17 protein-coding genes are annotated in these 20871 nt (G+C 70.6%); 9 read left to right on the plus strand and 8 right to left on the minus strand.

Features of this window, described 5'->3' with window-relative positions; all coding sequences use genetic code 11:
* The first annotated feature begins 58 nt into the window (after positions 1-58).
* The 3 genes from mgrA (at position 59) to EV278_RS12840 (ending at position 5838) form a co-directional block, all read left to right on the plus strand.
* Positions 59-1117, plus strand: coding sequence for an L-glyceraldehyde 3-phosphate reductase (gene mgrA, locus EV278_RS12830; RefSeq protein WP_132091757.1), 1059 nt, complete (start codon positions 59-61; stop codon positions 1115-1117).
* A gap of 488 nt (positions 1118-1605) precedes the next feature.
* The gene (locus tag EV278_RS12835) at positions 1606-2700 is read left to right on the plus strand and encodes an efflux RND transporter periplasmic adaptor subunit (protein WP_243692182.1); all 1095 of its coding nucleotides are present in this window, start codon (positions 1606-1608) and stop codon (positions 2698-2700) included.
* 9 nt (positions 2701-2709) lie between these two features.
* Positions 2710-5838 carry an efflux RND transporter permease subunit gene (locus EV278_RS12840; protein WP_243692183.1) on the plus strand — a complete coding sequence of 1043 codons (3129 nt, stop codon included), beginning with the start codon at positions 2710-2712 and terminating at the stop codon, positions 5836-5838.
* Between the two features lie 60 nt (positions 5839-5898).
* Here EV278_RS12840 and EV278_RS12845 read toward each other — a convergent pair whose 3' ends face one another.
* Positions 5899-6138, minus strand: a complete 240-nt coding sequence (locus EV278_RS12845) for a hypothetical protein (protein WP_132091764.1) — start codon at positions 6136-6138, stop codon at positions 5899-5901.
* A 274-nt stretch (positions 6139-6412) separates the two neighbouring features.
* Here EV278_RS12845 and EV278_RS12850 point away from each other — a divergent pair, with 274 nt between their 5' ends.
* Positions 6413-7519: a YeiH family protein gene (locus EV278_RS12850; protein WP_132091767.1), complete on the plus strand. Its 1107-nt coding sequence runs from the start codon at positions 6413-6415 to the stop codon at positions 7517-7519.
* Here EV278_RS12850 and EV278_RS12855 read toward each other — a convergent pair.
* The gene (locus tag EV278_RS12855; RefSeq protein WP_132091770.1) at positions 7512-8192 is read right to left on the minus strand and encodes an arylesterase; all 681 of its coding nucleotides are present in this window, start codon (positions 8190-8192) and stop codon (positions 7512-7514) included. The genes EV278_RS12850 and EV278_RS12855 overlap by 8 nt on opposite strands.
* Positions 8193-8356: 164 nt before the next feature.
* Here EV278_RS12855 and EV278_RS12860 point away from each other — a divergent pair, with 164 nt between their 5' ends.
* Both EV278_RS12860 and EV278_RS12865 read left to right on the plus strand, forming a co-directional pair.
* The gene (locus tag EV278_RS12860; RefSeq protein ID WP_132091773.1) at positions 8357-9052 is read left to right on the plus strand and encodes an ATP-binding cassette domain-containing protein; all 696 of its coding nucleotides are present in this window, start codon (positions 8357-8359) and stop codon (positions 9050-9052) included.
* The gene (locus EV278_RS12865; protein WP_132091776.1) at positions 9052-11565 is read left to right on the plus strand and encodes an FtsX-like permease family protein; all 2514 of its coding nucleotides are present in this window, start codon (positions 9052-9054) and stop codon (positions 11563-11565) included. Before EV278_RS12860 ends, EV278_RS12865 begins: the two co-directional genes overlap by 1 nt.
* Here the strand turns inward: EV278_RS12865 and EV278_RS12870 are convergent.
* Entirely contained in the window at positions 11459-12610 is a 1152-nt protein-coding gene (locus tag EV278_RS12870) for a D-alanyl-D-alanine carboxypeptidase family protein (protein WP_132091779.1), read from the minus strand. The genes EV278_RS12865 and EV278_RS12870 overlap by 107 nt on opposite strands.
* A gap of 93 nt (positions 12611-12703) precedes the next feature.
* On the opposite strand from EV278_RS12870, the gene EV278_RS12875 reads away from it, so the two are divergent.
* The gene (locus EV278_RS12875) at positions 12704-13786 is read left to right on the plus strand and encodes a L,D-transpeptidase (RefSeq protein WP_132091782.1); all 1083 of its coding nucleotides are present in this window, start codon (positions 12704-12706) and stop codon (positions 13784-13786) included.
* Between the two features lie 36 nt (positions 13787-13822).
* Here the strand turns inward: EV278_RS12875 and EV278_RS12880 are convergent, their stop codons facing one another.
* The 4 genes from EV278_RS12880 to didA all read right to left on the minus strand — a co-directional run bounded on the left by EV278_RS12880 (position 13823) and on the right by didA (position 18418).
* Positions 13823-15820, minus strand: coding sequence for a TonB-dependent receptor (locus EV278_RS12880; RefSeq protein ID WP_132091785.1), 1998 nt, complete (start codon positions 15818-15820; stop codon positions 13823-13825).
* 237 nt (positions 15821-16057) lie between these two features.
* Entirely contained in the window at positions 16058-16963 is a 906-nt protein-coding gene (locus tag EV278_RS12885; protein WP_132091788.1) for a CinY protein, read from the minus strand.
* A 92-nt stretch (positions 16964-17055) separates the two neighbouring features.
* Positions 17056-18069, minus strand: a complete 1014-nt coding sequence (dgcA, locus tag EV278_RS12890; protein WP_132091791.1) for an N-acetyl-D-Glu racemase DgcA — start codon at positions 18067-18069, stop codon at positions 17056-17058.
* Positions 18070-18208: 139 nt separating this feature from the next.
* On the minus strand, positions 18209-18418 hold the full coding sequence (gene didA / locus EV278_RS12895) for a DNA damage-induced SOS-independent cell division inhibitor A (protein ID WP_132091794.1): 210 nt from the start codon (positions 18416-18418) through the stop codon (positions 18209-18211).
* 140 nt (positions 18419-18558) lie between these two features.
* On the opposite strand from didA, the gene EV278_RS12900 reads away from it, so the two are divergent.
* Positions 18559-18870: a polyhydroxyalkanoic acid system family protein gene (locus EV278_RS12900; RefSeq protein WP_132091797.1), complete on the plus strand. Its 312-nt coding sequence runs from the start codon at positions 18559-18561 to the stop codon at positions 18868-18870.
* 46 nt (positions 18871-18916) lie between these two features.
* Here EV278_RS12900 and EV278_RS12905 read toward each other — a convergent pair whose 3' ends face one another.
* A complete protein-coding gene (locus EV278_RS12905; protein WP_132091800.1) occupies positions 18917-19402 on the minus strand; it encodes a low affinity iron permease family protein in 486 nt (161 codons plus the stop codon).
* A gap of 105 nt (positions 19403-19507) precedes the next feature.
* On the opposite strand from EV278_RS12905, the gene EV278_RS12910 reads away from it, so the two are divergent.
* Positions 19508-20770 (plus strand): cation:proton antiporter, encoded by a 1263-nt coding sequence (locus EV278_RS12910; RefSeq protein WP_132091803.1) that lies wholly within the window; start codon positions 19508-19510, stop codon positions 20768-20770.
* The last annotated feature ends 101 nt before the right edge of the window (positions 20771-20871 follow it).

The raw sequence follows: 20871 nt of genomic DNA on the forward strand, positions 1-20871 counted from the left end.
AGGGCGCCTGTTTCGCGCCATCCATCCCCGCGCTTCGTCCCTCCCCAGGAACCCCGCCATGCAAAAGCCCTACGTCGCCGCCCCGACCCGCTATGACGCCATGCCCTATCGCCGCACCGGCCGCAGCGGGCTGGATCTGCCGGCGATCTCGCTGGGCCTGTGGCAGAACTTCGGGGGCGCCGACGTGTTCGAGACGGGCCGCGCCATCCTGCGCCGCGCCTTCGACCTGGGCGTCACCCACTTCGACCTGGCCAACAACTACGGCCCGCCCTACGGCTCGGCCGAGGAGAACTTCGGCAAGGTGATGGCCAGCGACTTCGCCGCCCATCGTGACGAGCTGGTGATCTCCACCAAGGCCGGCTGGGACATGTGGCCGGGGCCGTACGGCGGGATCGGCGGCTCGCGCAAGTACCTGATCGCCAGCTGCGACCAGAGCCTCAAGCGCATGGGCCTGGACTATGTAGACATCTTCTACTCGCACCGCGTGGACCCGACGACGCCGCTGGAGGAGACCATGGGCGCCCTGGCCCACCTGCACCGCCAGGGCAAGGCGCTGTACGTGGGCATATCGTCCTATTCGCCGGAACTGACCCGCCAGGCGGCCGCGATCCTGAAGTCGGAAGGCGTGCCGTTGCTGATCCACCAGCCGTCCTATTCGATGCTGAACCGCTGGATCGAGGACGAGCTGCTGGACGCCCTGGAGGATCTGGGCGTCGGTTGCATCGCCTTCTCGCCCCTGGCCCAGGGCATGCTGACCAGCAAGTACCTGGGCGGGGTGCCCCAGGACTCCCGCGCGGCCCGCGAGGGTTCGCTGGGCGGCCACCTGCTCAGCGCCGACAACCTGGCCCGCATCCAGGCGCTAAACCAGATCGCCCAGGCGCGCGGCCAGAGCCTGGCCCAGATGGCCCTGGCCTGGGTGCTGCGCGACCCGCGCGTCACTTCGGCGCTGATCGGCGCGCGCACCGTGGCCCAGCTTGAAGACTCGCTGGCGGCGTTGAACACCTTGGGCTTCACGCCCGAGGAGCTGGCCGAGATCGACCGCCACGCCACCGAAGGCGCGATCGACCTCTGGAAGGTCTCGTCCAGCCTGGCGGTCTCGGACCTGCCAAAGGGCTGATTACACCTTGCGGTAGAATGACGTCGGACTACAATCACCCCATGATCGTGGGGGCCGCCGACTTGGACCAGACAGCGAGCGGTATGGAGCGGCTGACTGGGCGCTGTAGCCCCGCACGACATCGGCCTCACGGCCGTCTGGTTCAGCGGGGGCGACGAGACGTCCCCGTTTTCCCGATCGGCGGCCTTCGGGTGACGCCGACGACGCGCGAAGCCGCCTGACCTCCCCACTCAGGCCTCGCGCCGCGGGCCCGGTCATGACCCCCCACATATGATCGGGCCCGCACCTTCACGGATCGGCATCGGCGGATGTCGCGAGAAATCAGGGCCGAGGGCGTTCGCCCGACACCGTTTTGTCTCCTTACGATCATTTAATCCGGTGAACGGCGTTTCTCGGTTAGAAGGCGGTGGCTGTTCAAAATCATCGGAGCTGAGGTGGTCGTGCATCAACGGATCTATGGGCGCGGCCTGCGTTCGACGGCTTTACCCGTGGCGCTCTGCATCGGCGCTTTGGGGCTGTCGGCCTGCGACCATGGCGACAAGGCCAAGGCCAAGACGCCCAAGCCCTCCCTGACCGCCAGCCAGACCGTCAGCGTGGCCGTGGTGAGCGTCCAGTCCCTGCCGCGGATCATCAACGCTTCCGGCACCGTCACCCCCTGGGAAGAGGTGCCGGTCGGAGCCGAGACCGGCGGCCTGACCGCCGTGGCCGTCAACGCCGATGAAGGCCAGGTCGTGCGCCAGGGGCAGATTCTGGTCGCCCTGAACGACACCATGCTGCGCGCCCAGCTGCACCAGCAGGAAGCCGCCGTCGCCAGCGCCAAGGCCACCCTGGCCGAGGCCCAAGCCGCCCTGGGCCGCTCGCGCGAGCTGCAGGCCAAGGGCTATCTGTCCCAGGCCTCGCTCGACACCGCGATCGCCCGCCAGCAGACCGCCGCCGCCCAGCTGGCGGCCGCCGACGCCGCGCGCAACGAAACCGTCGCCCGCCTGGGCCAGGCCGCCGTCCGCGCGCCGGTCTCGGGCCTGATCAGCCGCCGCAGCGTCACCAAGGGCCAGATCGTCTCGGCCGGGACGGAGCTGTTCCGCATCGTCCGCGACGGCCGCCTGGAGCTGGACGCCGAGGTCCCGGAAGCCGACCTGCTGTCCGTCAAGGCGGGCATGCCGGCCACCGTCAGTTCTGACCAGGTCGGCCAGACGACGGGCACGGTCCGCATCGTCACCTCCGAGGTCAACGCCCAGACCCGGGTCGGCCTGGCCCGCATCAGCTTGGCGCCCGGGGGCGGCTTCCGCTCGGGCATGTTCGCCCGCGCCCAGATCGCCGCCGGCGATCGCCCAGCCCCGACCATCCCGACCGCCGCCATCCTCTATCGCCAGAACCAGCCCGGCGTCTTCGTGGTCGACGCCAACAACCACGCCCGCTTCCGGCGCGTCGACATCCTGGCGCGCAACACCGATCAGAGCTCTGTCGAGGGCCTGAACGCCGGCGAGCGCGTCGTGGTCGAGGGTGCGGGCTTCCTGGGTGACAACGACGCAGTGCGCATCGCCGCGACGACGGCGGCCCCGTCGATCGCCGCCGCCAAGCGCTAGGGGGTCGCGATGGAAAATCCGAGCCCCAACATCAACAACATCTCGCGCTGGGCGATCAAGAACCCGATCCCCGTCCTGCTGTTGTTCGTGCTGCTGACCATCGCCGGCATCTCCGGCTTCACCAGCATGCGGATCAACGACAATCCGGACGTCGATCTGCCGCTGGTGGTGGTCAACGCCTCGCGCCCCGGGGCCGCGCCGACCGAACTGGAGACCCAGGTCACCCGCCTGATCGAGGACTCGATCGCCGGCCTCGGCCAGGTGCGCCACATCAGTTCCACCGTCGGCGACGGCTTCTCGTCGACCTTCATCGAGTTCGAGCTGGGCGTCGACCACGAACGGGTCACCAACGACGTCCGCAACGCCATGTCCAACCTGCAGAGCTCCCTGCCGCAGGACATGCAGATCCCCAACGTCACGCGGATCGACATCTCGGGCAATCCGCTGATCACCTACGTGGTCCAGGCCCCGACCCTGACGCCCGAGCAACGCAGCTGGTTCGTCGACCATGACGTCAGTCGCGCCTTGCTGGCCATCAAGGGCATCGGCGAGGTCAACCGCCAGGGCGGCGTCACCCGCGAGATCCAGGTGGCTCTGGATCCCGACCGCTTGGCCGCGCGCGGCGTGACGGCGGCCGAGGTCAGCCAGGCCCTGCAATCGGCCAACGCCGACCTGCCGGGCGGCCGCGTGACGGTTTCCGGCTCCGAGCGGGCCATCCGCACCCTGGGCGCGGCCAACACCGTCGACCAGCTGCGCGAGACCCGCGTCCAGCTGAACAACGGCGAGACCGTGCGCCTGGGCGACCTGGGCGAGGTCACCGACCACTGGGCGGAGCCGCGCAACCAGGCGCGCTTCAACAACCAGGAAGTCGTCACCTTCAACATGGTCCGCTCGCGCGGCGCTTCCGAGGTCAAGGTTGCAGAGAAGGTCCGCAAGGAGGTCGAAAAGCTCGACAAGGCCCATCCGGAGCTGAAGATCGTCGAACTGACCTCGAACGTGAAATACATCGAGGAAAGCTATTACGCGTCGCTGGAGGCCCTGGGCCTGGGCGCCCTGCTGGCCGTGCTGGTGGTGTTGCTGTTCCTGCGCGACTGGCGCGCCACTTTCCTGGCGGCCGTGGCCATTCCGCTGTCGCTGTTCCCGACCTTCGCGGTCATGGCGCCGCTGGGTCAGTCGCTGAACGGCGTCACCCTGCTGGCCCTGTCGCTGACCGTCGGGATCCTGGTCGACGACGCCATCGTCGAGATCGAGAACATCGTCCGCCACATGCGCGGGGGCAAGTCGCCCTATCACGCGGCCATGGAGGCGGCCGACGAGATCGGCCTGGCGGTCGTGGCCACCACCTTCACCATCGTGGCGGTGTTCGCCCCTGTCGGCTTCATGCCCGGGATCATCGGCCAGTTCTTCAAGGCCTTCGCCCTGGCCGCCTGCGTCTCGGTGCTGTTCTCGCTGGTGGTCGCCCGCATGCTGACGCCGCTGATGGGCGCCTACATGCTCAAGGCGCACCACAAGCCCGACAAGGATCCGCCGTGGATGGGTCCCTACCTGAAGAGCCTGGACTGGGCGCTGTCGCACAAGATCGTCGTGGCCCTGCTGGCCATTCCGATGCTGATCGGCACCGTCGTCCTGGCCACGCGCCTGCCGTTCGAGTTCCAGCCGGCGGCCGACCGCGGCCGCGCGCCGTTCAGCGTCGAGCTGCCCCCCGGCGCCACGCTGAACGAAACCGACGCCATCGCCCAGCGCATGACCCGCGCCCTGCTGGCCCGCCCCGAAGTCACCGGCGTTTACGCCTCGGTCGGCGCCGATGGAGTCAACAAGGCCGAACTGACCGCCGACCTGACGCCCAAGGGCGAACGGATGAGCCAGCGCGACTTCAGCCGCCAGATGGTCGACCAGTTCAAGGCGATCCCCGGCGCGCGGATCGGGGCCGGCAGCAACAACGGCGGCGGTCCCAGCGACGGTTCCAGCTACACGTTGCGGCTGGTCGGCGACAACGGTCCGCAGCTGGAAGCCGCCGCCCGCGCCGTCGAGTCCCAGATGCGCACCGTTCCGGGCCTGGCCAACGTGGTCAACACGGCCGCGATCGCCCGTCCGGAGATCATCGTCTCGCCCAAGCCCGACCAGGCCGCGCGGGCCGGGGTCTCGGCCGGCGCCATCTCGCAGGCCGTGCGGGTCGCCACGATCGGCGACATCGACCAGTCTCTGCCCAAGTACAATCTGGGCGACCGCCAGGTGCCGATCCGCCTGCGCCTGACCGATGACGCGCGCGAGAACATGTCGGTGCTGGAGACCCTCAAGGTCCCGTCCAGCCATGGCGGTTCGGTGCCGCTGAACGCGGTGGCCGACGTGCGCTACGGCGCGGGCCCGTCGCAGATCTCGCGCCAGGACCGCTCGCGGGTGGCCGAGATCACCGCCGAACTCGACGGCATCGTGGTCGGCGAGGCCAGCAAGCGGGTCCACGCCCTGGTCTCGGTCAAGAACCTGCCCCCGGGCGTCAAGGAAGTGGCGGCGGGCGACGCCGAGTTCATCCAGGAGATGGTCACCGGCTTCGTCGCCGCCCTCGTGACCGGCATTCTGCTGATGTACGTCGTGCTGGTGCTGCTGTTCCGCAGCTTCGCCCACCCGGTGACCATCATGGCCGCCCTGCCCCTGGCGATCGGCGGCGCGTTCGGCCTGCTGGTGCTGGTCAAGAGCAGCTTCTCGATGTCGACCCTGATCGGCATCCTGATGCTGCTGGGCATCGCGGCCAAGAACTCGATCCTGCTGGTCGAGTACGCGATCATGGCCATGAAGGGCGGCATGACCCGCCGTGAGGCCCTGCTCGACGCCGCCCACAAACGGGCGCGGCCGATCATCATGACCACGGTCGCCATGGCGGCCGGCATGTTCCCGGTCGCGGTCGGCTTCGGGGCCGACACCGAGTTCCGCGCCCCGATGGCCATCGCGGTGATCGGTGGCCTGATCACCTCGACCTTCCTGTCGCTGCTCTACATCCCGGTGGTGTTCGTGTTCATGGACAAGCTGAAGAACTGGTCGGGCAAGATCGTCGACCGGATGTTCAGGCACCAGCACGCCGCACCTGGCCACGCGGTCCACCAGCCTGAGCCTATTGTCAGCGGCGGCGGGCGCGAACTCTAACGCCGCCGCCTCTCCGTCGTCCCGGGCCGCAAGCCGGGGATGACGGAAAAGACGCCGGGCTCAAAGGCGCGAGACGATGCTTTCGATGGTCATCGCCCGGGCGGCGCTGTCTTCGGCCAGGCGGCGGGCAAGATCACGAACGCCCGCCGGATAGGCCTCGCCGCCATTGGCGATCTCCTCGGCGACCCGCTGAGTCTGGAGCAGGCTGGCTTGGAGGGCGTCGATATGGTCTCCGGCCAGGCGCTTGGCCTCGGCCTGGAGATGCTGGACCCGCTCGCTCAGGCCTGCGGTCGCTTCCACCGCCACCTTCGCCCGCTGACCGGCCGTAACCACGCGAAGAGATGCCGACATCGCAATCATTCCGTTCCACGCCGTGGATGTTCACGGCCACGGTCACCTTTTGCGGGGCGGCGGCTGAACGCGTTGTGAGGCTTTCGTTAGCCGCCGTTCAGAAACGGGCCCAAGCCTTGTCCCGCCGACAGAGGGGTTCGGCGCCGATTTTTCTTGTCCGCTCCCCACGCATCGGCTCTCGATCCCTGATGACCGGCGCGACTCGCCAGTCCAGGGCCCGACCATGAACTCCGACCTCGACACCGACACCGCCGCCGCGCGGGCGCTCTTCCAGTCGCTGGAGGGCATGGAGGGGCTGTCGCGACCGGAGCCGGCCGCCCCGACGGTCGGGACCCGGTTCCTGGGCCAGACGGCCCTGATCAAGCTCTATCCCGGCGTGCTGGTGGCGGTGACCATAGCCCTGGCTTCGCAATGGCTGGCTCAACACTACGGCGCGCCGGTGATGCTGTTCGCCCTGCTGTTCGGCATGACCTTCCACTTCCTGCACCAGGAAGGCCGCTGCATCCCCGGCATCGAGTTCTCGTCCAAGGCCGTGCTGCGGTTCGGCGTCGCCCTGCTGGGCGCGCGGATCACCGCCAGCCAGATCCTGGGCCTGGGCCTGACGCCGATCGTCACGGTTATCCTCGGCATCGGCTCGACCATCGCCCTGGGCGCGTTCCTGGCCAGGCGGATGGGCCTGAGGTCCAGCTTCGGCGTATTGTCGGGCGGGGCGGTCGGCATCTGCGGCGCCTCGGCGGCCCTGGCCATCGCCTCGGTCCTGCCGCGCGGCAAGGACGCCGAGCGCGACACCATCCTGGCCGTGGTCACCGTCACGGCCCTGTCGACCATCGCCATGATCACCTATCCGCTGCTGACCGCGGCCTTGCACCTGGACCACACCCGGGCGGGGATCTTCCTGGGCGGCACCATCCACGACGTCGCCCAGGTGGTCGGGGCCGGCTACATGATCTCGCCCCACACCGGCGACGTGGCCACCTATGTGAAACTGCTGCGGGTGACCATGCTGTTGCCGGTGGTCTTCACGATCGCCTTCGTCGTGGCCCGCATGGGGCCCGGGGTCAGCGGCGGAGCCAAGGCGACCGTGCCGCTGTTCCTGCTCGGCTTCGCGGCCCTGGTGATCGTCAACAGCCTGGGCTGGCTGGCCAAGCCTGTCACCGACGCCGCCAACGAGGTCTCCCGCTGGTGCCTGGTCACGGCCATCGCCGGCCTGGGCATGAAGACCTCGTTCAAGGACCTGATGACCGCCGGGTGGCGGCCCGTGGCCCTGATGATCTTCGAGACCGTGTGGATCGCCGGGGTGGTGCTGGTGGCGGTGGCGTTCTTCACCTAGCGGCGGTCTGGGTGGGCATCGCCTTCAGCGCCTGGGCCACCAGCGGCGCCAGCCTGCCGCCGATGATCCGGGCGCCGGCCGCGTTGGGATGGATGCCGTCGCCCTGCATCAGTTGGCGCGAGCCGCCGACCCCGGCCAGGATGTTGGGATAGAGCGGGACCGAGAACTCCCGCGCCAGGGCCGGATAGAGGGCGTTGAATTCGCGGGCGTAGGCCGCGCCGATCAGCGGCGGTGCGCCGACTCCGACCAGGACGACGGCGATCCGGCGCTGACGCAGGCTCTGCAGGATGCCGCGCAGGTTGGCCTTGGTGAGGCGGGGCTCGATCCCCTGCAGCAGGTCGTTGCCGCCCAGGGCCACCACGCATAGGGCGGTGTCCGGCGCGACGCTGAAGTTGACCCGGGCCAGGCCGCCGCCGCTGGTGTCGCCCGACACCCCGGCCGCTCGCACGGTGGCCAGGACGCCCATCCGGGTCAGCGCCGCCTGCAGCTGGGCGGGCATGGCGTCCCTGGCCGGCAGGCCCAGGCCGGCCGTGATCGAGTCACCCAGGACGGTGACCACCGGCGGCCTGGGGGCCGCCTTGAGCTGGGTCCGGGGCGCCGCCGCGGCCTGGGTGGCCAGCAACAGTCCGGCGAGAACGGCGCGGCGGTCCGGAAAGCGTGCGGTGAAGCTCATGGCCTGCTCATCGGCGCGGTCGGGAGGCGAGCCGGCGCGCGCGCGCTCCGCCGTGTTGCTGCACAAGCAATCCTGGACAATTGGATCGTCACCGCATTCAGGCTCATGGCTTCCTATGTAGGTTCGGTTCCGTCCAGACAATGACCAGGAAATCAGGAAGTTTCATGGCTGAAGGCTCAACGCCCGTCCTGGCCCTTGAGGCCGTGACCCTCACCCTGCCCTCGGCGGCCGGACCCGTGAACATCCTGCGCGGCGTGGACCTGGCGGTCGCGCCCGGCGAGCGGCTGGCGGTGATCGGTCCGTCGGGCTCGGGCAAGTCGTCGCTGATCGCGGTCGGGGCCGGACTGGAGCAACCGACCTCGGGAGCGGTGCGCCTGTTCGGCCAGGATCTGGCCAGACTCGACGAGGACGGCCGGGCGCGCCTGCGCCGGGGCCGCGCCGCCCTGGTTTTCCAGGCCTTCCACCTCCTGCCCGACATGACCGCCGAGGAGAACGTCGCCACCCCGCTGGAGATCGCCGGCGCCAGGGAGGCGCTGACCACCGCCCGCCAGTGGCTGGGACGCGTGGGACTGTCGGGCCGGCTGACCCACTATCCGCACCAGTTGTCCGGCGGCGAGCAGCAGCGCGTCGCCCTGGCCCGCGCCCTGGCCGCCCGCCCTGCCCTGCTGTTCGCCGACGAGCCGACCGGAAATCTGGACTCCCGGACGGCCGCCATCGTCGCCGACCTGATGTTCGACCTCGTCGCCGAGGCGGGCGCGGCCCTGGTCATGGTCACCCACGACCCGGTCCTGGCCGAGCGCGCGGACCGCCTCGTGCGCATGGCCGACGGCCAGATCGAAACCCGGACGATCGAAGCCTGATGGCCGCCCTCTCCTTCCGCCTGGCCGCCCGCGAGCTGCGCTCGGGGGTACGCGGCTTTCGCATCTTCCTGGCCTGCCTGGCCCTGGGCGTGGCCGCCATCGCCGCGGCCGGCTCGACCGCCGAGGCCTTCCGGCACGGCCTGTCGAGCCAGGCCCGCGAGATCCTGGGCGGCGACCTCTACGTCTCGGTCGAGAACCGCGACTTCACGCCCGCCGAGCGCGCCGCCTTCGATGGGCTGGGCACCACCACCTACACCGCCGCCGCGAGGGCGATGGCCGAGGCGCCCAACGGCGACCGGCGGCTGGTCAGCCTGCGCGGCGTCGACGGCCGTTTCCCCTTGGCCGGGACCGTCAAGCTCGATGGCGCTTCCAACCTGGGGGCCGCTCTGGCCGACCGCGACGGCGCGCCTGGCGCGGCGGTCGAGCCGGCCCTGCTGGACCGCCTGCACCTGAAGCTGGGCGACCGCTTCACGGCCGGTCCGGTGACCTTGAGGGCCAGCGCCGTGCTGGTCAGCGAGCCCGACGGCCTGTCGCGCGGCTTCGCCCTGGGGCCGCGCGTGCTGGTGCGGCGCGAGGTGCTGGAGCGTTCGGGCCTGCTGGCGCCCGGCGGCCTGTCCGGTCGCGCGGTCCGCATCGCCTTGCCCGCCGGCCAGGATCCGCGCGCCGTGGGCAAGGCGATCCAGGCCCGGTTCCCCGAGGCGGGCTTCGAGGTCCGCGACCGCCTGGACGCCGCGCCCGGCGCGCGGATCCTGATCGACCAGCTGGAATATTTCCTCGGCTTCATCGGCCTGGCCTCGCTGGTGGCCGGCGGCCTGGGCGTGGCGGGCGCCGTCAGCGCCTACCTGGCGACCCGCGAACCGTCGATCGCCGTGCTCAAGGCCCTCGGCGCCGACGGGGCCCTGATCCGCAACCTCTACCTGATCCAGATCGGCCTGCTGGCCGTGCTGGGCGTCGCCATCGGGCTGGCGATCGGGGCGGTGGCGCCGCTGATCCTCGGACAGCTGGCGGGCTCGTCCCTGCCGATCCCCGCCCTGTTCGCGGTCTATCCGCTGCCCCTGGCCAAGGCCGGGCTGTTCGGCCTGCTGGCCGCCGCCGCCTTTTCCCTGGTTCCTCTGGCCCGGGCCCGCCGCACCCCGCCCTCGGCCCTGTTCCGCCGCAGCCTGGGCGGCCGCCTTCCCCTGAGCCTGGAAACCCTGGGCGCGGTGCTGGCCGGCGCGGGACTGGCCGCCCTGGCCGTGGCCACCGCCCCCACGCCGATCGCGGCCGCGATCATGATCGCCGGGGTCGCCGTGGCGTTCGCGGTCCTCTGGGCCCTGGGCCGCGTCGCCGCCTGGGGCGCGGGCCGGGCGCGTCGCCTGGTCCACGGTCCCGGCCGGCTCGGCCTGGCCAACCTGGCCGGACCGCGCTCGGCCGCCCGCACCGCCAGTCCGGCCATCGGCCTGGGCGTCGCCCTGCTGGCCTGCGTGGTGCTGATCCAGTCGGCCCTGCTGACCCAGATCACCACCACCGCCCCGCGCACCGCCCCGGCCATGGTGTTCACCGAGATCCCCGGCGGCGAGGCCGCCGCCTTCGACGCCGAGGTCGCTCAAGTCATGCCGCTGACGCCCGAGACCTATCTGCGCCTGCCGTTCGTCACGGGCCGGATCAGCGGCCTGAAGGGCCGGCCCGTGGAGAAGGACAAGATCAAGCCCGGCCAGCGCTGGGCCTTCGACAACGATATCGGCATGACCCTGCTGAGCGGCGCGCCGAAAGACGGCGAGACCGCCGCCGGCCGATGGTGGACGCCCGACTACGCCGGCCCGCCGCTGCTGGCCCTGAACGCCGAACTGGCTCAGGGCGCGGGGCTGAAGGTCGGCGACACAGTCACCCTGACCGTCCTGGGCCGCGACATCGAGGCGCGCATCGCGGTGCTGCGCCGGATCGAGTTCGGCGGCTTCGGCCCCAACTTCAACGTCGTGCTGAACGCCCGGGCCCTGGAGGGCGCCGACCTGCGCAACGTCGCCATCGCCCGGCTGGGCAAGCCACAGGAAGCCGCCCTGACCCGCCGCCTGGGCGACAGCTTTCCCGGCGTCAACGTGATCAGCGTCCGCGAGCAGCTGGACGCCGCCGCCGCCCTGTTCGGCCGCCTGGCCCTGGCCGTGCGCGGCGCGGCGGCGGTGGCGGGCCTGGCCGGGCTGCTGGTGCTGGCCGGGGCCATCGCCGCCGGGGCCAGGGCCAGGGCGCGCGAGGCTGCGACCCTGAAGGTGCTGGGGGCGACGCGCGGCCAGATCCTGGCCGCCTACGCCATCGAATACGGCGCCGTCGGGCTGATCGCCGGGGCGGCGGGCGTCGCCCTGGGCTTCGCCGCCGCCTGGCCGGTGGTGGTCAAGGTGTTCGAGGCCCGCTGGAGCGTCGACTGGGGCGGGGTCATGATCCTGCTGAGCGGCGCGGCGGGGCTTTCGATGGCGGGGGGCCTTTTGGCGGCGGCTTTGGCCCTGTCGCAGCGGCCGGCGCCGGTGCTGCGGGCGGATTGAGCAGCGGGTCGCCCGGACGGCCCGAACCCGCCAGCGGCAGGCTGGCGATCGGCACGCCCGGCAGCATCGGCTCGCCCGTCCACTCCCAGTGCCAGGGCTCAAACACGTAGTTGACGAAGCCGAACCGCCCTGCGTTGGCGACCAGCCAGCGATAGAGGTCCGAGCGACTCATCGCCAGCCGGTTGGGATCGGCGCTTGAGTCCGGTCCGAAGCCCGGCGCGGCGGCTATGAACAGGTCCATGGCCAGGCCCGTGCGGTGGGCCGAGCAGATGGTGCGGGACACGCCCTGGCAGTTGTTGTCGCGGGCGCAACGGGCGGCGTCGGCGGCGGGGTCGCGGAAGCCGGAAAACAGGGTCAGGGCGCGCGGATCACGCACGACGCCGGCCGCCTTGGCCTCGACCACCATCCGGCGGTAGGCGTCCAGGGCTCCAGGCCGCAGCTGGATGGCCTTGCCGCCGTAGCTTTCCTCCGGCCTGGCCGTGGATAGAAGGGCGACGGAGGGCGCGCCGGGGCAGATCCCCTCGCCATTGACCTTCACGAACGGCCGCGCCCGGTGCCAGCGCGTCAGCATGACCTTGAAGGTCTCCGGATCGAAGGTCCCCGTCGACTTCAGGCCATGACCGCCCTGCCAGCGCGCCAGGGCGGCGGCGAAGCGCGGCGTGTCCGGAGCGCAGGCGGTCTGGATCTCGTGGGCGACGCGCGGCGCGTAGATCTCCCAACCGGTCTCGGCGCGGCCGAACGGCGCCCAGGCCAGGGTGGTCAGGGAGGCGGCGTTGACCGGGGCGGCGCTGACCGAGGCGCCGCCGGCGTTGCAGTCCTCCGGCGAGTCGCCGGGCGCCGCCCCAAGGGCCGGGCTGGCCGGCGGGTCGTTCGACGGCAGATAGGTTGGGGGCTGATAGGCCAGCGGCTCGCGCGGGGCCGAGGCCGAGGGCGGCGGCGAGGCCGGCGCGGGTCTGTTGCTCGGCCACATCACCCACGCGACGAACGCGGCGGTCAGCACCGCCAGTCCGCCCAGAACCCAGATCAGCCGCCGCAGGATCTTCAAGCAGGTCTCCTTGGCCACGGGAGCCGGTGGTGGAACTTCGCCATGGCTCAAGGCTTGAGAGGGGCAAGGCGTTCCCGCCCCGGAGTTGTTTGCATGCCCTCGACCCTGCGTCCCGTCGTACTGCTGCTCGGCTGCCTGGCGGCCACGGCCGCCTGTTCGGACCCCGCCCCGAAGTCGGACAAGCCGGCCGCGTCGAAACCCGCCGCGCCGCCCGCCAAGCCCCAGACACCGGTGGTCACCGCCCCGGCCGCGCCCTCGCCCCTGGCCCAGGCCGTGAACGCGGCCGCCTTCGATCCCGCCGCCCTGACGCCGCAGGCCAAGCAGGCCTATCTGGTCCGCGCCCAGGTGCTGCTGGACCGCGCCCATTTCTCGCCCGGGGTGATCGACGGCCGGGAAGGCTCGAACCTGACCCTGGCGCTCAGCGCCTTCCAGGAGGCCCGTCGCCTGACCGCCGACGGCCAGCTGAACCCCGCGACCTGGGACGCCCTGGTCGCCGACGCCGGTCCCGCCCTGACTGACTACGTGATCACGCCGCAGGACGTCGCCGGCCCCTTCACGCCGGACATTCCCAAGGACGACTACGAGGCCATGGCCAGGTTGCCGGCCCTCGGCTACGGCTCGCCGCTGGAGGCCCTGGCCGAGAAGTTCCACATGGACGAGCCGCTGCTGCAGGCGCTCAACCCCGGAGTCGACTTTTCCAGGGCCGGGACCACGATCATCGTCGCCGCCCTGGGGCCCGACGGCCTTCCCGGCAAGGTGACCCGGATCGAGATCGACAACGCCAAGGGCGTGCTCAAGGCCTATGCCGACGACGACAGCCTGCTGGCGGTCTATCCCGCCACGGTGGGCAGCACCGAGCGTCCGGCCCCGGTCGGCGAATGGGCGGTCAACACCGTGGCCCCGCGCCCGACCTACACCTACGACCCCTCGCGCCTGACCTTCGGCAAGCCCAAGGCCAAGCTGACCATCAAGCCCGGGCCCAACAATCCGGTGGGCTCCACCTGGATCGACCTGACCAAGGACACCTACGGCATCCATGGCACGCCCGATCCCAAGCTGGTCAACAAGCGGGCCTCGCACGGCTGCGTGCGGCTGACCAACTGGGACGCGGCGGAGCTGGGCGCGGCGGTGCAGAAGGGCGCCAAAGTCGTGTTCCAGGGCAAGCCGGTGCGTTAGCCCTGGGGACACGCCCTTGCGGCGTGTCCCCCGGCGCTAGATCGCCAGCCTCAGCCCCACCCGCACTATCCTCGGCGCCGCATATCCCGCCACGCCATCCGCCGTGCGCGAGGTTTGGATATTGGCGTCCAGCAGGTTGTCGCCGGCCAGGTACAGCGTCACCAGTGGCTTCACACGCCAGTCCAGCCGGGCGTCCAGCCGCCAGGCCGGATCGAGCACGCGGCTGTTGAGGTCGTCGTCGAACCGCTTGCCCTCCCAGGTCAGGTCGGCGGCCAGGGCCAGGGTCTCGGTCAGCTCGGCCGACAAACCCGCCGTGGCGCTCCAAACCGGGGCCTGGGCCGGGCGTTTGCCGGTCAGTTGCGGCGCAGTCGACCCGCCGTCGAGCCGGGCGTCGGTGACCGACAGGGCTGAGCTCAAGGTCACGACGCCGACCTTGCGCTCGGCCCGCCCCTCGAGCCCGATCGCGTCGATCGTCCCCGCGTTCTGGCGCTGACGCAGCACGCCGCCGGCCGGGACGAAGCCGCCGATCGGGAAGGTCCCCGGCCCGGCGCCGAGGGTGACATTGACGATCGGGTCTTCGATCCGGTTCCAGAACGCCGTGGCCTGGACCAGGCCCTTGTCGCCCTTGTGCGAAACGCCGGCCTCCAGCCCCTGCAGCCGCTCGGGCTTCAGCCCCGCATTGGCCTCGGTGACGTCGTTGCCCACCCGGAACGGTCGGTAGAGCTCGTTGAGGCTGGCGGGCCGGAAGCCGATATAGCCGGCCAGGCGCGCCGTCGTCCCGCCGCCCAGGTCGCGGGTCAGGCCCAGGCGCCCGCTGGCCACCTCGCCGTCGCGGTCGGCGGGACGCTGGTCCAGCAGCACGGCCCCGGTCAGGGCGTTGCGCTCGGTCCGGAAGCCGTCGGTGGTCGCCCAGTGGTCAAGACGCAGGCCGCCGGCCACCAGCCACGGGCCGGTCGACCACGACCCGTCGGCATAGGCTCCGACCACCCAAGTCTTGCCGCCGGCGACGCGGTTGCGCGTGTAGGTCCGGCCCGAATAGCCGTAGCGCTCGCGTTCCTCGCCGTCGTTCAGCCGAGCGTCGGCGCCCAGCTCCCACTCCAGCCCGCCGACCTTGCGGCGCAGGGCGCCGTTCAGGCCCCAGCCGGTGGCCGGCGTCTTGTCCTGGCTGTTGGCCGGGGTGGTGGCCGAGCGGTCGGCGGCCACGGCGACCGAGCTGTTGAACAGGTCGCTGGTGCGCCGCCAGGCCTGCAGCTTCCAACCCAGCGCCGCGCCGCGCGGGGTGCGCACCAGGGTGGCGCTGAACACGTTGCCCGAGGCGTTGGCGCGGGCGCCGGCCAGCCCCGCCCCGCGGTCCTCCTCGAAGAAGCCGCCGCGCAGCGACAGCAGGCCCAGGCCCGTGGCCATGTCAATCCGGCCCGAGATGCTCTTGGCCTCGAGATCCGTCTTGGTGTCGGCCGCGCCCCGGGCGTCGCCGCGCACCGGCACGTAGCCGTTGGACTTGTCGTAGAAGGCCGCGCCGGTGAACTCGAACCGTCCGAAGGTCGAGGTGGCCGCGGCGGAGGCGCGCTGGGAGCCCAGCTCGCCGACCGAGACGTCGCCAGCGATGCCGGCGTCGCGCTCCTTGAGCCCGATGACGCCCGTCAGGGCCCCGGCGCCATAGGGTCCCGCCCCCGCGCCGCGCACGATGTCGATCCCCGACAGGGAGTCCGGGGCCAGCTGGGACCAGATCACCCAGCCGCCGAACGGGTCATTCAGCGGCACGCCGTCCAGGATGACCAGGGTCCGCCCGGCGCCGGACGGCGCGATGGCCCTCAGGCTGATCCCCTGGGTGGTCGGATTGGCCGACAGGCTGGAGGTGCGGCGAAACAGCGACACGCCCGGCGTCTGGTCCACCGCCTCGTCCACCCGCTGGGTCCTGGCCAAGTCGCCCTCGCCCAGATGGACGACGGAGAACGCCGCCTCGGCCGCAGCCGGCGGCAGGCGGGCGGCGGTGACGATCACCTGCTCAATGGGAGGCGGCGTGTCGAAGGGCATGGACAGTCTCGTGCAGGACGCGTTGGCACGACCTACACCGCTTCACGCGGCGGAAGAACGGCGCCGGACGCCCGTGCTTCTCCTTTCGTACGGCCCTACATCCGGAACGTTCAAACCTTCCCATGTCGGCCCACGGCGGTTGGGGAGGCTTGGAGCGGCCCTGAACCCGCTCCGCTCTCCCGGTCGCACGTCCGTCGGTGACACAACCTCCTACTGCCGAGCAAGGCTCCGAAAACGCTAGCAGCTTCCCGGATTATCCCGCTTCAGCACGCAGATCATCTTGGCGCCGCGCGGCGCGCCGTAGACGGCGATCAGGCGGCTCTCGAAATAGGTCCACTTGGCCCGGGTGTCCTGGGCGGCGACGTCCATGGCGCGGTTGTAGGCCGGCAGGCCGCGCGCCGTGCCGGTCGTGTCCTTGTTGAGCACCGCGTGCCTGATCCGTCCATCGCAGTGCCGCGACTCGGGGAATCCTTCGTAGCAGCCGCTGATCAGACCTGCGGGAAACGCGCTACCGGCCGGCGACAACCATGGCGCCGGCGCGGTGTGGTTCAAGCCCTGGGGATCGGTGATCGACGGCGTGGCTCGCGGCGTGTCGATCCAGTTGCTGTGCGAGTAGAAGTCTTGGGAGGCGTGGAAGGCCATGCCCATGTCCTCGAACACGTTGCACTTGGCCCGGCCCTTGACGCCATTGAACGAGCAACCGCCGAAGATGCTGGTGCTGTCCAGTTGCAGGTTCGGCTTCACCAGACCTGCGGCGTCGGTCACCGCCGCGTTGATGCTGTTGTAGATGTAGGTGCGGCACGACGTCAGGATGCTCTGGGCCGTGGCGGCGCTCTGCGGATAGGCGCCCGGCGTGAAGAAGTCGCCGCCGTCGCAATGGGCGGGCTTGCTGCTCATCAGGCCGCGCGTCGGGTTGTCCGGCGCGCCGACCGCGCCCCAGGTTCCGTTCCTGCCAGCCAGTTGGTCCAGGGAGTCCGAGCCGAAACCGAACGTGGCCAAGCCGCTGCGCGTGATGCGCTCGTGCTCGGCGTTCTGGCCGAATCCACGGATCGTGCCGAAGGCCTGGGCCTTGGGGGTGAGCGCCTGCGGCGTGAGCAAGATCGAGGCGGCGACGGCCGCCATGGCCACGGAACACTTACGCATGACGATAACCCCCTGACTATTCAATCAAGAGTTACATCCATGCGTGCAAAAGTACAGCCCAGGTTCGGCGTTTCGCACACGCCGTCCGGCGTTCAGAGCCACAGGCCCGTCGACGTCACCCCATCGCCCCAGAACCCCTCGGCGGGCCGCGTCATCCGCCCGTCCGCCACCCGGCAGCCGCCTGGGTGGTCCTGCGCCAGCCACCACGGCCCGTCCAGATCGGCGAAAGCGCACGAGCCGGCCAGATGCAAGGCGGGCGCGATGGCAAGGGACGAAGCCACCATGCAGCCGACCATCAGCGTGAAGCCGTGGTTGCGAGCCTCCTCCAGCATCAGCAGGGCTTCGGACAGTCCGCCAGCCTTGTCGAGCTTGAGATTGACAGCGCGATAGCGGCCCTTCAGCCCCGGCAAGTCCTCGGCCACGTGCACCGACTCGTCGGCGCAGATCGGGTAAGGCGGGTCGTAGCCCTCCAGCGCCTGGTCCTGGCCGGCCGGCAGGGGCTGCTCGACCAAGGCGATGTTGAGGTCCGACAGCACCGGCCTGAGGCCGTCGAGCGTTGCGAAGTCCCAGCCCTCGTTGGGATCGACGATCAGCCGGGCGTCCGGCGCGGCCCGGGCCACGGCCAGCAGGCGGGCGGCGGGATCGTCGGCCGACAGCTTGACCTTGATCAGCGGGGCCGAGGCCACGGCCCGGGCGGCCGCGCCCATCGCTTCGACGCTGTCCAGGCTGACCGTGACCGCGGTGACCAGGCTGTCGGGAACGCGCAGGGCGGTCAGGGCCTCGACGCTGAGCCCCTCCCGCTTGGCCCGCAGGTCCCAGAGGGCGCAGTCCAAGGCGTTGCGCGCCGCGCCGGCCGTCAGCGGGACCAGGGCGTCGTGCGGCCGCGCGCCCTCGCGCAAGGCCTGGGCGGCCGGCTGGAGCTGGGCGACCACGCTGTCCACCGTCTCGCCATAGCGGGCGTAGGGCACGCTCTCGCCCCGTCCAATCCACTCGCCCTCGACCACCTCGACCACCACCACCTCGGCGGCGGTCTTGACCCCGCGCGAGATGCGGAACGGAGCCTTCAAGCGGTGGCTGACATGGGCGATCGAGACGGTGCGCTGCATGTCCCTGCCATCCCACCGATCGCCCGGCTTGGCTAGCCTAGAGCAAATCGCGCGATACAGAAATCGCACGATTTGCTCTAGGCTTTTGTTTTCGCATCACTTTTACGGAAAACCGGCGTCCACTTTTCCGCGCGCTGCTCTAGTGGCGACGGCGGATCGGGGAGTCGGCGCGGCGCTCACGGAACACCTGCATCGCCAGACCGGGCCGCACCACGAACAGAGCGGCCCAGACCAGCAGCACGCCGGCGTAGTTCAGCGCGCCGAGCGCGCCGCCGGGGCGGCCGGGACGCGTGAAGCGGACCGAGCGCGGCTGGGGCTGGAAAAGGCTGGGCATGGCGATGTCGGTCATGGCGTCCTCCGTGGATGCGACGACCTTCACCCACTGATGCGTCAGATCCGGACGTAGAGACGAACGCTGCTCGACCCCATATGTCCCTCGCGGGCATCAAGCCCACGGACTTAGGCCCACGGACAGGGAGCGCCACGCGCATGAGCAAGCCGGTGACCATCACCATTCCCCACCAGCTGGGGGCCGCCGAGGCGCGCCGCCGCATCGAGGAAGGGTTCGGCCAGCTGCTCAACCAGACGGGCGGCATGGTCAAGGACGTCCAGAAGGCCTGGGCCGGCGACGCCCTGACCTTCTCGGCCCAGGCCATGGGCCAGCCGATCTCCGGCGTGCTGACCGTGTTCGACCAGTCGGTGCGAATGGACCTCGTCCTACCCGGCCTGCTGGGCGTGATCGCCGGCAAGATCACCGGCCAGGTCAAGAAACAGGGCCAGCTGCTGTTGGAGAAGAAATAGGTCTACGCCCTAAGCGCTCCAGGGATTGGTTCGGCGACCGTGAATCCTAGGACGCCTTCACTCGCCGCGCCGGCGCGTTCTTGGCGGGCGGGCGCTTGGCGCGGGCGCGCTTGGCCTTTGGCGCGGCCTTGGCCTCGTTCCGCGACTCGCGCACGGCGGACACCTTGTCGAGGCGCTCCTGGGCGATCCTGGCGTGCTCGACGCAGCGTGCGTGCATCGCCGCAAGCTCCTTCTCGGTCAGCTTCTCGATGCCCATGAAGTCGTTCTCGGCCGCGGAGGTCAGGATCAGCTCGTCCAGCTTGGTCTGGACCGCCGCGCCGTCGCGGTTCTGGGTGTTCTGGATCAGGAACACCATCAGGAAGGTGATGATCGTGGTGCCGGTGTTGATCACCAGTTGCCAGGTCTCGGAGAACTTGAAGATCGGTCCACTGGCGGCCCAGGCCAACACCACCAGAACGCAGAGGAGAAAGGCCTGCGGGCTGCCGGTGACGCGCGCCGTGGCGTTGGCGAATTTGGCGAACAGCTTGTCCATGACGCTCCAACTCCCTGGCCTGATAGCCCGGGCATAACGCCCACCAGCGCCGCTCGGTTCGGTCCTCCCATGGCTCCGGTCCCCCGCCCCGCGCGTTAGGGACGGATGTTCGATCCGTACCTGCTGTTCCTTCTGGGTCTGGGCGTTGTCGTCCTGCTGGTCGCGTGGCTGCCGATGGCGCTGAGCCGCCTGCCGCTGTCCCTGGCCATTCTCTGTGTGTTGATCGGCGTGGTGGTGTTCCATGGCGACGTCCTGCCGTTCCGCTCCGATCCCTTGCGGTTCTCGACCCTGACCGAGCGGCTGACCGAGATCGTGGTGATCGTTTCGCTGATGGGCGCAGGGCTGAAGATCGACCGACGGATCGGTTGGCGACGCTGGGAATCGTCGTGGCGACTGATCGCGGTCACCATGCCGCTCAGCATCCTGGCCGTGACGCTGATGGGCGTGCACGGCCTGGGCCTGCCGCTGGCCGCCGCCCTGCTGCTGGGCGGCGCGCTGGCGCCCACCGATCCGGTGCTGGCCTCGGACGTCCAGGTCGGGCCGCCCCGGTCGGGCGAGGACGGCGAAGCGCGGTTCGCCCTGACCTCCGAGGCCGGCCTCAACGACGGCTTCGCCTTTCCGTTCGTGCATCTGGCCGTGGCCATCGCCCTGGCCCAGGGGACGGTCGCGCCCGCCCTGCTGACCCATTGGCTTGTCCTGGACGTGCTGTGGCGCGTGGCGGCCGGGGCCGGCGTGGGCTGGGCGGTGGGCCGCGCGCTGGGCTGGGCCACGTTCAAGGCTCCGCACGCCCGGATCTCGGGCACCGGCGACGGCCTGGTGGCCCTGGGCGCGACCCTGGTGGCCTACGGCCTGGCCGAAGCCGCCCACGGCTACGGCTTCCTGGCGGTGTTCGTCGCCGCTCTGGCCCTGCGGGAGACCGAGCGCGACCACGAATTCCACGAGGCCATGCACGACTTCGCCGAACAGGTTGAGCGCCTGCTGATGATGCTGGTGCTGGTCCTGCTGGGCGGGGCGGTGGCCGGCGGCCTGCTGGACTCCCTGACCTGGAAGGAGATCGCGTTCGGCTTGGCCCTGGTCTTCCTCATCCGCCCGCTGGCCGGCTGGATTGGCCTGATCGGCGCGCCCCACTCGATGCGGGAGCGCGCGGTGGTGGCCTTCTTCGGCATCCGCGGGCTCGGGTCGTTCTACTACCTGGCCTATGGCCTCAACCACGGCGACTTTCATCGCTGGGACCGGCTATGGGCGATCACCGGCTTTGTGGTGCTCTGCTCGATCCTGGTCCACGGCGTCACCGCCACCCCGCTGATGACGCGGATCGACGCCTGGCGACGGAGGGAAGTCCTGCGGAAAGATGAAGCGCAACCGTGACGCGATTGCGCTGCACCCCAGGATGCGGCAAAGCGTCACAGCGCCGCCTATCGAAGAACCGTAGTGGCTCGGTTCGCGTATTTGTCCCGTCCGGGGAACGG

This window comes from Caulobacter sp. BK020, from assembly GCF_004342605.1.
In the GTDB taxonomy this organism is placed as follows: Bacteria; Pseudomonadota; Alphaproteobacteria; order Caulobacterales; family Caulobacteraceae; genus Caulobacter.